Source organism: uncultured Porphyromonas sp. (assembly GCF_915070105.1).
Lineage (GTDB): Bacteria > Bacteroidota > Bacteroidia > Bacteroidales > Porphyromonadaceae > Porphyromonas.
The window spans coordinates 1-12,712 of sequence record NZ_CAJZFJ010000062.1 but is presented as its reverse complement, the minus strand read 5'-3'; the positions used below and the strand labels follow the sequence as shown (position 1 = coordinate 12,712).

The 12,712-nt window shown below is 53.3% G+C and carries 8 protein-coding genes and 1 tRNA gene; 6 read left to right on the top strand and 3 right to left on the bottom strand.

Annotated elements, in window-relative coordinates; all coding sequences use genetic code 11:
- Positions 1 to 206: 206 nt before the first annotated feature.
- Positions 207 to 332, top strand: coding sequence for a hypothetical protein (locus tag QZ554_RS06760; RefSeq protein WP_297195272.1), 126 nt, complete (start codon positions 207 to 209; stop codon positions 330 to 332).
- Positions 333 to 712: 380 nt separating this feature from the next.
- Positions 713 to 786: transfer RNA gene (locus QZ554_RS06755), tRNA-Met, on the top strand.
- Between the two features lie 251 nt (positions 787 to 1,037).
- On the opposite strand, the gene QZ554_RS06750 is transcribed toward QZ554_RS06755, so the two are convergent.
- Complete coding sequence (locus QZ554_RS06750; RefSeq protein ID WP_297195270.1) at positions 1,038 to 1,595, bottom strand: pyruvoyl-dependent arginine decarboxylase; 558 nt, start codon at positions 1,593 to 1,595, stop codon at positions 1,038 to 1,040.
- Positions 1,596 to 2,414: 819 nt separating this feature from the next.
- Here QZ554_RS06750 and QZ554_RS06745 point away from each other — a divergent pair.
- Both QZ554_RS06745 and queG read left to right on the top strand, forming a co-directional pair.
- Positions 2,415 to 3,431, top strand: coding sequence for a hypothetical protein (locus QZ554_RS06745; RefSeq protein WP_297195268.1), 1,017 nt, complete (start codon positions 2,415 to 2,417; stop codon positions 3,429 to 3,431).
- Positions 3,432 to 3,457: 26 nt separating this feature from the next.
- Positions 3,458 to 4,390 (top strand): tRNA epoxyqueuosine(34) reductase QueG, encoded by a 933-nt coding sequence (gene queG, locus QZ554_RS06740; RefSeq protein WP_297195274.1) that lies wholly within the window; start codon positions 3,458 to 3,460, stop codon positions 4,388 to 4,390.
- A gap of 114 nt (positions 4,391 to 4,504) precedes the next feature.
- Here the strand turns inward: queG and QZ554_RS06735 are convergent, their stop codons facing one another.
- On the bottom strand, positions 4,505 to 6,124 hold the full coding sequence (locus QZ554_RS06735; RefSeq protein ID WP_297195266.1) for an ATP-binding cassette domain-containing protein: 1,620 nt from the start codon (positions 6,122 to 6,124) through the stop codon (positions 4,505 to 4,507).
- A gap of 285 nt (positions 6,125 to 6,409) precedes the next feature.
- Positions 6,410 to 7,780, bottom strand: coding sequence for a trigger factor (tig, locus tag QZ554_RS06730; RefSeq protein WP_297195264.1), 1,371 nt, complete (start codon positions 7,778 to 7,780; stop codon positions 6,410 to 6,412).
- 1,066 nt (positions 7,781 to 8,846) lie between these two features.
- Between tig and QZ554_RS06725 the strand changes: the two genes are divergently transcribed.
- Together QZ554_RS06725 and QZ554_RS06720 are read left to right on the top strand one after the other, a co-directional pair.
- A complete protein-coding gene (locus QZ554_RS06725; RefSeq protein WP_297195262.1) occupies positions 8,847 to 11,702 on the top strand; it encodes a M16 family metallopeptidase in 2,856 nt (951 codons plus the stop codon).
- A gap of 173 nt (positions 11,703 to 11,875) precedes the next feature.
- Positions 11,876 to 12,442, top strand: a complete 567-nt coding sequence (locus QZ554_RS06720) for a hypothetical protein (RefSeq protein WP_297195261.1) — start codon at positions 11,876 to 11,878, stop codon at positions 12,440 to 12,442.
- Positions 12,443 to 12,712: the final 270 nt, after the last annotated feature.

Genomic DNA, 12,712 nt, shown 5'->3' with positions numbered 1-12,712 from the left:
AGAGATTATTTTTCTGAACGGTTGTGCTTCTTTCTTGATAAAGAAGAGAAATGTCAAAACCCCTGGGATATCAGTTGGCTTAAGGACGAGTACGCAAAGGATTTTCCCTTTAGATCCATTTGTAGCAATAATTGGATGCCAGATGGCTCTTCAGTCATCCCTATAGAGGAGATAGAACTGTATAGACGCAAAGTGCATTACGAGGTGTGATCCCAGCACAGGACTACGAGTTCCTCTATAATGCTGGTGTGGCTGCTATCTTCGGCCCTGGTACGCCAGTAGCCTACTCCGCTGCTAAGGTCCTTGAGATCCTCCTCGGTGAGGAAGCATAAGGCCTAGCCGATAGTAGTACCTATCACAAATGAATGCCCACCCTTAGGCCTTGCCTAAGGGTGGGCTTCTTTTTGCTCGCTCTCTTTAGCTTTCTCTTTCCCTTTGTATGAGCCGAGCCCTAGGGCTCGGTGAGGTTTGGGTGGCAACTATTTGGGGAAGGGGACGACAGCTCTCTACGGATACCCAGCGAGAGATGGAAAGGGACGATAGCTCTCTACGAATACCCAGTGAGAGATGGGAGGGGGAGGCAGTTACTGCGTGACTGGGGAGGATCACTCTCCCTCGTCTCTCCCCCTGCATAACTTTACTAGGTATTAGGGGAACCTATTGCGTGAACGAAATATTTGTACTACCTTTGCAGTGCTTTTAACAAGGAGGAGGCGAGATAGCTCAGCTGGTTAGAGCGTCGGATTCATAATCCGAAGGTCGGGGGTTCAAGTCCCCCTCTCGCTACCTTGTTTGATTCAATAAGAGAAGTAGAGAAGTTGTTAGGCTATACCCAGTGTTGAGGTGTAGCCTTTCTTATTTTTATACCCCCAGCATTCCTACGATCCCTCTTCCTCTGAGTCAGAGCTAGGGGTATCTGTGCTTAGGTGATTAGGGGGAGAGAAGGGAGAGCTAAAAGAGAGAGACCGTGGAGGTGAGCAAAGGCTCACACCACGGTCTCTCGTCTTATTGGGTAGGTGGGGCTTAGCCCTCTCTGCCTAGAAGGAGTGATGCTCGAGGGGTTCCACAGTAGGGAGCTGGAAGTCTACGAAGCACAGCCCTGCTAGTGCTGTACCATAGCGCTTTTCGATCGTGATCCCTTCGGTCACGAAGTTCAACTCGCCGAGGAAGTACTGCGAATAGGTCTTTTGGTGTAGGTCGTTGATCACACGGATCAGACGAGCCTCGAGCTCCTCGATGCGGTAGCGACCGCTGACCTCACAGACGAGACCCCCGACCTTCTTGTCGAAGTTCTCATCCGCATACATCCACGCATAGACGATCCCTGCTGAGACGAACTCGTCCTGCTGGCCGTGTGAGACGGACATGATCGTCTTGAGCTCCGAGCCAAAGGGGGGGAGGTCTATCTCATCCATCGTGGCCAAGTGCGCAGTGGCTGGCAGGACAGAGGAGTAGACCATGATGTTGAAGTCCGAGATCCCAGCATCATAGAGGGCCATGTGGTAGGAGCCAGCATGGAGCTCGAGGTCAGACTCTCCGCTCCCCTTGGTAACGAAGAAAGTGTGGGGGATAAGATTCCCTACGTAGTTGCTCATCTAGTTTCTGTACAAATAAGTTCTAATAACCTGACTATATAGTTCTTTTTGGCGACCTTACAGCCTAGAGACATAAGCCTCCATTGGAGTAAAATGCGGGACAAAGTTACATTAAATTTACGTATCAATCCCCTTAACCCCTTGACTCCTTAGCACTGACGTCTGAAATCACTAGAGGGTCAAGGGTAAAGTGACCGAGGAGCCTATCCTCAAGAAGCATCTGTGCCCTAGGTGCAGACTTACCAAGCGTAGACCTACTACCTAGGAGGAAAAAGTATACACGTGTGTATACCATAGTGTACCCACCTGTACACAACAGTGTACACACGTGTACACTACTTCGCTCTAAGTATATCCCCGATAGGGCTCTTGTGTGTGCAATTCTCGGGGGAATGCCTAGGTGTTCCAGAGACAAAGGCTAAGGCTCCCTAAGTCGTGAAACAATCCCCCCAAGAGCCAAAGAGTGAAGAATACTAAGAGGGTGCATGCGTCCGCCCTGCTTGAGACCTGCGAACCTACTTGCTAGATACCCATCTTGCTAGGCTCTGCTTGCTGGTGCTCGATCTCTACTTTCCCCTCATGTAGGAGGGATAGAGCCCCTATATATGGATGATTTAGTGAGCTACTCTCTGACATTTGGCTATCTCTAGTATGCTTAGCTTGTGTACCCCTAGGCACTGTGGGGGCGAGGGAGTAGAGGAGCAATGGCGAGTAAGAGGGTGAGCTCCGAGACAAGACCTCTGCTCTAGCTAGGCTCCAAAGCCACAAATAAGGGTAAAATGCACTATCTTTGTGCATTATAAGATATAATACTCCCCTATGAGTCATCGTCTAGCAGAGCAGATTACCTCATTACTCCTTCGCCATCCCTATGTCGTCGTACCTGAGCTCGGTGGATTTATCCGACAGAGGATCCCCGCCTATTATGATGAGGCAAAGTCCGTGGTCGTACCTCCTAAGGCTGAGCTACACTTCAGTCAGGAGCTATCGCACAGCGATGGCCTGCTGGAGGAGAGCTATGCTACGCTGCTCGGAGTCTCTGTTCGTCGGGGGCGCCTAGCACTGGAGGAGGACATCAAGGAGCTACGCCATGCACTCATCCAGGAGAGTTCTGCGGAGCTCCCTGGGTTAGGTACTCTTCAGATGACTCCTTCGGGATCGATTAGCTTCACCCCACAGGCCTCTTCGCATGCTGTGCTAGCGGCAGGCTATGGATATGCGCCACTGTCGCTCTCTCTGCTGGCTGGTGGGAGGTCAGCTGTGGCTACCCCTGCAGAGCGTATCCCCGAGCCCCAGCCTCGTACCGAGGTGCGTACGACCAAGTCCCGTGAATATATCCAGCTACGTCTACCGAAGCGTAGTATCGGTTATATCCTCGCTGTCCTAGCCTCTGTCCTCGTGCTGATGCCTTGGGGACGTGGAGCTGAGACAGGGCGTGGCTTCCAGACGGCTTATCTCCCTGCAGACTCTTCGGCGGAGAAGCTCTTTGGTACAGCTACCCTAGAGGAGCCTGTCGTGGAGGTCGCTCCAGATACGATCCCTGCAGTAGAAGCCGAGCCTGAGGGACTACGCTATCTGAGTGAACCTGATGGGCGCTATCATGTCATCGTGGCTACAGAGCCTACTAAGGAGCGCATCGAGGGCTATTATCAGACCCTACTTGCTCAGACCGACTCCACCTATCGGGATATGCAGGCTTTCTACTCCAATACGGGTAAGGTCATTCGCCTTAGTCTAGCTTCCTTCGCTACCTCTGCTGAGGCTTATTCCTTCCTAGAGGCTTTTGTCAAGAAGTATCCTACCTACAAGACTACTTGGGTACTGCACAACACCTAGCACAACAGCCCACCGAACTCTCCCTCGTGGAGGCTGTGGCAGCAATCAAAGCCGAGGCACTACGTCTCGGCTTTAGTGCTTGTGGGGTAGCTCGTGCAGGGCGAGTCCCCGAGGAGGTGCTCAAGGAGTACGATAGCTGGATCGAGACGGGCTATCATGGGGATATGGAGTATCTTGCCCGTAATAGGGAGCTACGTGCTGATCCTCGCCTCTTGCTGGAGGGGACACGTAGCTTGATTATGGTGGCTATGAACTATTATCCAGCTGAGAAGCAGCACCCCGATGCCCCACAGTTCGCCTACTATGCCTATGGGCGAGACTATCACAAGGTGGTGAAGAAGCGGCTAGATCAGCTCCTTCACTATATGCGACAGGAGCTGGGGCTAGAGGTCGAGGGGCGAGCCTTCTCAGACTCTGCGCCCATTATGGAGCGCTACTGGGCTGAACGGGCTGGTCTCGGGTGGCGGGGAAAGAATAGTCTGCTGATCATCCCTCGGGCTGGGAGCTATTTCTTCCTTGGGGAGCTCTTGGTAGATCTTGAGCTACCCGAAGATGAGCCGATGCGCAATATGTGTGGGCGGTGTGAGCGTTGTCTCAAGGCTTGCCCCACCGAAGCCTTCCTCTCCCCCGGTAGGCTAGATGCACGCAGGTGCATTAGCTATCTGACGATCGAGCAGAAGGGTGAGATCCCTCCTGAGCTGGCAGAGCGCATGGGGCGACGTGTCTATGGCTGTGATGCCTGCCAGCAGTGCTGTCCCTGGAATAGATATGCTCGTCCTACGACGATCGAGGACTACAAGCCTCGTGAGGCTCTGCTATCCCTCTCACCCGAGGAGCTGGAGGCGATGACCGAGGAGGAGTACTTAGCACTCTTCGCAGGCTCAGCGGTCAAGCGTGCGGGCCTCTCGGGGCTACAGCGCACGATCCGTAGCCTAAGGGATAACTTTCAGGAGGATTGAGCCCCCTACCTTTCCCCACGGCTTAGCCCTCTCTGGCTAACCATAGAATACGACAGAGGGATATACACCAGCGTGTATATCCCTCTGTCGTATTCTGTAGGGAGTAGGGGTTAATTACTCGCCGTAGTACTTGGCCTTGAGCTCGGCGACGGTGGGGTCGGTGATGTAGTCGTCGTAGTCCATGATCTTGTCGATGATGCCACCTGGGGTCAGCTCGATGACACGGTTCGCTACCGTCTGGATGAACTCGTGGTCATGGCTGGTGAAGAGGACATTGCCCTTGAAGACCTTCAGCGTGTTGTTGAAGGCCTGGATGCTCTCTAGGTCGAGGTGGTTCGTGGGGCTGTCGAGTACCAGCACATTGGCATTCTTGAGCATCATACGCGAGATCATACAGCGCATCTTTTCCCCCCCGGAGAGTACGGAGGCACTCTTGAGGATCTCCTCCCCAGAGAAGAGCATACGCCCGAGGAAGCCCTTGAGGTACACTTCGTTGGTGTCGGCTGCGAACTGCGAGAGCCACTCCACGAGGTTCATATCCGTATTGAAGTACTCAGAGTTGTCCAGTGGTAGGTAGGCCTCGGTGATAGTCTGTCCCCACTCGTATGTTCCTTCGGCTGCCTTCTCCTCCCCATTGATGATCTGGAAGAGGGCGGTCATAGCACGAGGGTCACGGCTGATGAAGACGATCTTGTCGTCCTTCTCTACGTTGAAGTTCAGGTCACGGAAGAGTAGCGTGCCATCATCAGCGTAGGCTGTGAGTCCCTTGACCTCTAGAACCTTGTTCCCTGGGTCACGATCGGGTGTGAAGATGATACCAGGGTAGCGACGACTGCTGGCCTTGATCTCCTCGATGTTGAGCTTCTCGAGCATCTTCTTGCGGCTAGTGGTCTGCTTACTCTTGGCGACATTGGCACTGAATCGACGGATGAACTCCTCGAGCTCCTTCTTCTTCTCCTCAGCCTTCTTGTTCTGCTGTTGCTGCTGGCGTAGGGCTAGCTGGCTAGACTCGTACCAGAAGCTGTAGTTACCGGCAAACTGCTGGACACGGCCGAAGTCGATATCCACCGTATGGGTACATACAGAGTCGAGGAAGTGACGGTCGTGGCTGACGACTAGTACCGTCTGCTCGTACTCGGAGAGGTAATGTTCCAGCCAAGTGACCGTCTCGAGGTCAAGGTCGTTGGTAGGCTCGTCGAGTAGGAGATTGTCGGGCTTGCCATAGAGAGCACGAGCTAGTAGGACACGTACCTTCTCCTTACCGCTGAGCTCCTTCATGAGCTTGTAGTGGAGATCCTCCTTGATACCTAGACCACTGAGGAGCATAGCTGCATCACTCTCGGCATTCCAGCCCTCCATCTCGGCGAACTTATCCTCGAGCTCAGCTACACGGTTCCCGTCTTCGTCGTTGAAGTCGGGCTTGGCATAGAGGGCATTCTTCTCCTCCATGATCGCCCAGAGCACGCTGTGCCCCATCAGGACGGTATCCATGACGGTGTACTCGTCGAAGGCATAGTGCTCCTGACTCAGTACGGAGAGGCGTTCGCCAGGGCCGAGGGAGATCGTACCTCGGGTAGGCTCGAGGGCACCGCTGATCGTACGTAGTAGGGTGGACTTCCCTGCTCCGTTGGCACCGATGATGCCATAGCAGTTGCCAGGGGTGAACTTCAGGTTTACGTCCTGGAAGAGAATGCGCTTGCCGAACTGGACGGCCAGATCACTGACTGTAATCATATCGCTTGGTAGTTTATTTATTCAAAGACTTATCAGGGATAGGATGCCCTTGCAGGGAGATAAGGGGGGATTGTCTTATCCCGAGCAAGGTAGCCAGCATAGCTCTCTGTGGGGAGTGGCTATATCGGCCGTGGATGCCCCCTTAGTCTGATCCTCCAGCCAAGGGGGCTACCTCTAGGTGTGTACCTACAGGGAGGGGAGAAGGGGGGATAGAGGTGAAATGCGGAGGTCTCTCCCCGAGAGCTATACCCAGGAGGAGAGACCTACGCTAATGGTGCTGGGGGACTAGGCGTTCGCCCCTTCGCTCATCAGGGCATTGAACTCCTCGGGAGAGACGGCCTTCTCGGTGACGGCTACCTTCTCCTTGGCGATCGCAGCGAGCTTGGAGTCAGCGACACGATCGATGATGTTCTCACGAGAGCGATCCTCCTTGAGCATGCTCTGGGCATAGTTCGCTAGGACTTCATCGGGCACAGAGGTCATGCCGTACATGGCGAACTGGTTCTTAGCGACGATGAGGGCAAACTTCTGTACATCCTCTTCCTCGATCTTGACACCAGCAGCCTCGAGCATCTGTCCCTTGATACGGTCGAAGGTAATGTCCTCAAGGATCTTGGGCATATCACGATCGAGATCTTCGACCTTAGCATCCTTGTTGCGTGCGAGGAAGATACGCTTGAGCAGTGCCTCATCGTAGGCTACCTTGCCAGCCTTCTCTACGAGGAGGGCACGGAGGTCACGGATGAACTTGTAGTCGCTCTCGGTAGCGAACTGCTCAGCGAAGCTCTCGCGGATGTTCTGACGAAGGGCTTCTTCGGTGCGGATCTCGCTAGCCTCACCGAAGGCCTCTACGAAGAAGGCTTCGTTTAGTTCGGCTGCCTCACGGCGAGAGATGCGGTGGATCTGATAGGAGAAGCTGACGCCAGCCAGAGCAGGTACAGCCTCCTTATCGATGCTCAGTAGAGTAGCTACCTCAGCTTCGTTGCCACCATAGAGGGCGTATGGCTCTAGGGTGAGGGTATCACCGACCTTAGCACCTAGGAGCTTAGCCTTCTGTGCCTCGTCCTTAGCGTAGCGGGGGAGGATGAGCGCCTTTTCAGCCTCGATACCACCCTGCTTAGGCTCACCAGCCTCTAGCTCGACCATACGTCCGTAGACGACGTCGTTCTCCTCTACGGAGTCAGCGTCCACCTGCTTGCCAGCGTTGGTCAGCATGCGCTGGATCTGGTCATCCTCCATCTGCTTGGTAGCCTCGATGCGGTAGTAGGTGAGCTTGTCCTTCTTTGTGAGCTTGACATCGATCTTGGGAGCGAGAGCTACATCATACGAGAACTCGAAGTCCTCCTGAGTCGCAAAGTCATACTCGGGCTCATTCTCTACAGGGATGGGGCTACCGAGGACATCGAGCTTCTGCTCCTCGATGTATCCGAAGAGAGCACCGACGACAGCGCGGTTGATCTCCTCTACCTTGATCGAAGTGCCGACCTGCTTCTTGATCAGTCCGAGTGGAGCATGGCCAGGGCGGAAGCCTGGGATATTAGCACGCTTCTGATAGCTCTTGAGCTCCTTTTCTACTTGGGGTTGGTAGTCTGCTGCCTTCACCGATACGGTGATGACTGCTGCTACGTCTGAGGTCTGCTTAATCGATACAGCCATTCGTCTTCTATATTATTTAATGTATACTATACTTTAGTTGTTGCGCTGATGTAGTGCTTGGAGATAACTCTCCTAACAAATTGAGTACAAAAGTAATGTAATTAGCCCACTTAGGCAAACAACCCTAGAGACCACCCAGCCCTAGTCTGTGCGTGCTACAGAGGGGGTGAGGAGTGTGTGCCTAGTGGGGGTAGAGGCTACTCTCTTCTGCTCCGTATTGAGCTCGTTGGAGCGGATGCAGAGCCTAGGATTGGGGGAGAGTAGTTAGGGTGGGGATGTCTTGACCGGACACACTCCGATCGGACTGTGCAAAGCCCTCTATATCGGGTACTCCGAGAGGGGGCTAGAGGACATACCGAGAAGGGGAGAGCGGACATATAATGTTCGCCTCCGTCACCTATGTAAGGTGATGGGGACGGACATACCGAGTCCTCTATCGGGTATATTAGTGTCCTAGGATGGACCTCTCGGAATGCTCTCTATATCCCCGTTCTGTGACCTTCGCAGAGGGGACTTCGCAGGGGGAGGTCAGAAGCCCGAATCTTAGAGTGAAGAGAGGTGGGTAATGCCCTACTGTATATCCAGGGCCGACGCATGATCTCGCTCACACACTCCTGCCTTTGGATCTTCGTAGACATCATTTCGTATCCCAGAGAGCCTTAGCCCACCCCTAGAGATCCTACGTATTATCCCCAAGAAACAGACATAGAAGCGAGCCCTACAGAGGAGATACTTAGAGCGCACTTGTGTACACGCGTGTATACAGTTGTGTACACGTGGGTATACAGTTGTGTACACACGTGTATACTCATCCCTCCTAGGTAGGAGGTATTCACTTGGCATATTAGGAGGTATTCACTTGGCATATCTAGACTAGGACATAGATACTTCTACCTTCGGCCTATGCTCCTTGACGACCTTGCCCTCGTACTATGGTGATTTCATGTGTCATCCCTACTGTATATCGAGGTTGGGGAGGTGTATCACCTATTGATAATTGTACTATATTTGCTCTCGTTATTAAGCTGTATGCTTTGGCAAACATTCAACTCAAATACATACAATAATGAGGCTAAAACATCGTATTCTATCCGCCTTGTCAGCCCTCCTCGTGTTAGGGGCTGCTGTGGGTAGCTTTGCTCCTCAGACGGCTTGGGCTCAGGGTGGTGATAAACTACCTATTGACACGGCCGTGCGTATCGGCAAGCTTCCTAATGGATTGACCTACTTCATCCGCCATAATGCGGAGCCTAAGGAACGTGCCGAGTTCTACATCGTGCAGCGTGTCGGTTCTATGCAGGAGGAGGATAGCCAGCAGGGGCTGGCTCACTTCCTGGAGCACATTGCCTTCAACGGTACGAAGAACTTCCCTGGCAAGGGGATCGACCACTTCCTAGAGTCTATCGGGGCTAGCTTCGGGCGTAACATCAATGCCTATACGAGCTTCGACGAGACAGTCTATACCCTGATGGACATCCCAGTACCACGCAAGAGCGTCGTCGATAGCTGTATCCTCATCCTCCATGACTGGAGTAACTTCATCAGTCTCGAGGATAAGGAGATCGACCTAGAGCGTGGCGTCATCGAGGAAGAATGGCGTAGCCGTGATGGTGGCGACATGCGCAACCTCACGACCCTCCTACAGCTCGCCTTCCCCGGTAATAAGTACGGTGAGCGCATGCCGATCGGCAAGATGGAGGTCGTCCGTAACTTCCCCTATCAGGTGCTCCGAGACTACTACAAGAAGTGGTACCGCCCAGACCAGCAGGCTCTGGTGATCGTCGGCGATATCAACGTGGATGAGGTAGAGGCACAGATCAAGAAGACCTTCGCCGACATCCCCGCACCGGTCAATCCTGCCGAGCGTGTCTACACACAGGTGGAGGACAACGCCTCCCCCATCGTCGGTATCGCAGCTGACCCAGAGGCTACGCAGAACTCGATCAATATCTACTACAAGCGAGATGTGACTCCTGCAGAGCTGCGTGCTACCATGATCGGCCCACTCGAGAACTACATGAAGAGCATCATCGTCCAGATGGTCGGCCAGCGCTTCTCTGACATCGTCAAGAAGCCTAATGCTCCCTTCACCGAGGCCGATATGAGCGTAGGAGACTACATCGTAGCTAAGACGAAGGATGCAACGACCTTCAGTGCTTCCTTCAAGGAAGGTGCTTGGGAGCCTGCGCTCAAGGCACTGACTGCAGAGATCGCTCGTATCCACCAGTTCGGCTTCAACAAGAGCGAGTACGACCGTGCCAAGAAGGACTTCCTCGTTGGGATCAAGAAGCTCTACAACGAACGTGACAAGCGCAAGAACAGCACTTGGGCTAATGAGTATGTTTCCTACTTCACCAACCCCAGCTACCTCCTAGACATCCCTGCTTACTACAAGCTCATGACAGGCATCGCCGAACAGATTACCCTCGAGATGATCAATGGTGCAGCCAAGGAGCTTACGGCGAATGAGAATGTGGCGATCATGATGACCAGCGTCAAGAAGCCTGAGGTCAAGCTCCCCACGGTGTCGGAGCTTCTGGCTAAGTACGAGGAAGGCATCAAGCAGACCGTCACGCCCCTCAAGGAAGAGGTCAGCAACACCAAGCTCATCGACAAGCTCCCCATGAAGGGTAAGATCGTCAAGGAGGAAAAGAATGGCAAGTTTGGCTCTACGGTCTGGACACTAAGCAATGGCACTAAGGTCATCCTCAAGAAGACGGACTTCAAGGATGACGAGATCCTCCTCTCGGGCTCTCGCCCAGGTGGTACTTACAACCTCACCAAGCCCACTAACCTCGACCTCAAGGTCCTCAACGATATCTCTAGCCTCGGCGGTCTCGGCAAGTTCGATGACTCTGCCCTAGAAAAGGCTCTAGCAGGTCGTATTGCCTCTGCTGGTCTAAGTGTAGGCTCTCTGACGGACAATGTCTCGGGATCTACTACGAAGGAAGACCTAGAGACGATGTTCCAGCTTCTCTATCTGAACTTCACCGCTCGTCGTGCTGATCAGCAGGCGTTCAAGGCTTGGCAGGAGCGTTCCATCGCTGCTATCGAAGCTGCGATGGCTAACCCACTCTTCAGCCTGAGAGACTCTGTATCTCGCCTGCTGTATCCACACAACCCTGAGCGCTACCCACTGACGATCGATGAGATCAAGTCGGTGAACTACGAGCGTGTACTTCAGCTCTTCCGTAGTCGCTTCACGAATGCACGTGGCTTCCAGTTCGTCTTCGTGGGGAATATCGACGAGGCTAAGCTTCGTCCTCTCGTAGAGCAGTACATCGGTTCTCTCCCCTCCACGAAGGTTACCTATAAGATGTTCCCCGAGCGTGAGGTGGCTTCTGTCGCTGGTACGCATACCAAGGAATACAACAAGGCCATGGCCACCCCTACGGGTATCGTCATCGATATGCTCTCCACCTCTGGCGAGTACAACCAGAAGGAGATCCTAATCTCCGATATCCTAGAGTCCGTCCTCGATCAGCTCTACACGAAGACCATTCGTGAGGATGAGGGTGGTACGTATGGTGTAGGGGTGAACGTGGGTATCTCTCGCTACCCCAAGGTACGCCGTGTGCTCAGCATCCAGTTCCAGACAGAACCCACAAAGACCGAGAAGCTCAATGCCCTCGCTCTAAAGGGACTTGACGAGATCGCTAAGGATGGCCCTAATGAAGAATACTTCACCAAGGCTGTCAAGAACCTCGCTAAGGAACATGCTGAGAGCCTACGTAAGAATGGATACTGGCTCGGTCAGCTCTCCACCTACTACCTGCATAGTCTTGACTTCGTCTCGAACTATGATGCTATCCTCAACTCCATCAAGCCAGAGGATGTGAAGGCCTTCGTCCAGAGCCTCTACTCTTCTAAGGATCGTATCATCATTACGTTCCGCTCGACAGACGCTGAGGCTAAGAAGTAGCCCCTCTCGTGAGCTCGTATGATTGAGCTCCGAATGACCCTGTATGCCGTGCTTAGCTTCGCCTAAGCACGGCATACTTTTTACCCTTGGGGGCTTAGCTTGTTGGGTGTGTGAAGAAATACCCGTATCTTTCGGTGCGTAAAGAACACACAAACGATAAATCCAGGTAACCTATGATGACAAGAGCTACCCTTTCTTTCGTCTTCACCCTCTTCCTCTCGCTCCTTGGGCTTAGTTGCACTGCACGCCCCTCTGAGACGATGACTAGGGGGGGCGATCAGGCTAGAGCGCAGAGTCCCTCTGATCCATCTGTGGAGCAGCGCACACAGCCCATACGCCAGATCGATGCCGCCTACATGCGTGCACACGTGTACGACTATAGAGAGTCTCCCGATGAGTTTGTCTTCAAGGGACTCCATCCCACTGTTATCCTATTCTATTCAGAGAGGGACGAAGCCTCTCGTAGTCTGCTCCTCAAGGTCGAGGCAATAGCTAAGCGGTATGCCAGCAAGATCAGTGTCTACGGGGTCAATATAGCCCGAGAGCCAGAGCTTGCCGACCTCTATGGGCTACGTGCGGGGCAGCATGAGGATGCAGCTCTCTCCGAGGGGGGAAGTCGTGTACCTCGTGTGCCGATGCTCCTCTTCATCCCCCTAGAGGGGATTCCACAGCAGATCGTCGGAGATCTATCACTTGACTATTTAGAGCGGGCTATAGCAGAGGTCTACAGAGAGAGCTAGTTGTCATGCATTAGTTCTAGCTCTCTGTTCCCGCTGGGATATGTCTTTTGGATACAGCCTTTCTTCCTCTTGGGTATCCTTATCTGCTGCTGTTTAGCGTTCTTATTCCCACCTATTACTTGGTGTGCATGAGGCTGTTCAAATGGAGGGCTTTCGAGGGCTATGCGCTTGGTTTGTGTTTCCTTTCATGAAGAGTAGAGTCTAGGTGCAGTTGCTCGCCTTAGCATATATTCGTGGAAGATATGAACAAATGGGGCTTTGTTGCGTTTT

Bases quoted from the DNA above. Each gene is read 5' to 3' on its own strand.
- QZ554_RS06750 (WP_297195270.1), bottom strand. From the start codon at position 1,595: ATGAGCAACTACGTAGGGAATCTTATCCCCCACACTTTCTTCGTTACC.
- QZ554_RS06745 (WP_297195268.1), top strand. From the start codon at position 2,415: ATGAGTCATCGTCTAGCAGAGCAGATTACCTCATTACTCCTTCGCCAT.
- QZ554_RS06735 (WP_297195266.1), bottom strand. From the start codon at position 6,124: ATGATTACAGTCAGTGATCTGGCCGTCCAGTTCGGCAAGCGCATTCTC.
- tig (WP_297195264.1), bottom strand. From the start codon at position 7,780: ATGGCTGTATCGATTAAGCAGACCTCAGACGTAGCAGCAGTCATCACC.
- QZ554_RS06725 (WP_297195262.1), top strand. From the start codon at position 8,847: ATGAGGCTAAAACATCGTATTCTATCCGCCTTGTCAGCCCTCCTCGTG.
- QZ554_RS06720 (WP_297195261.1), top strand. From the start codon at position 11,876: ATGATGACAAGAGCTACCCTTTCTTTCGTCTTCACCCTCTTCCTCTCG.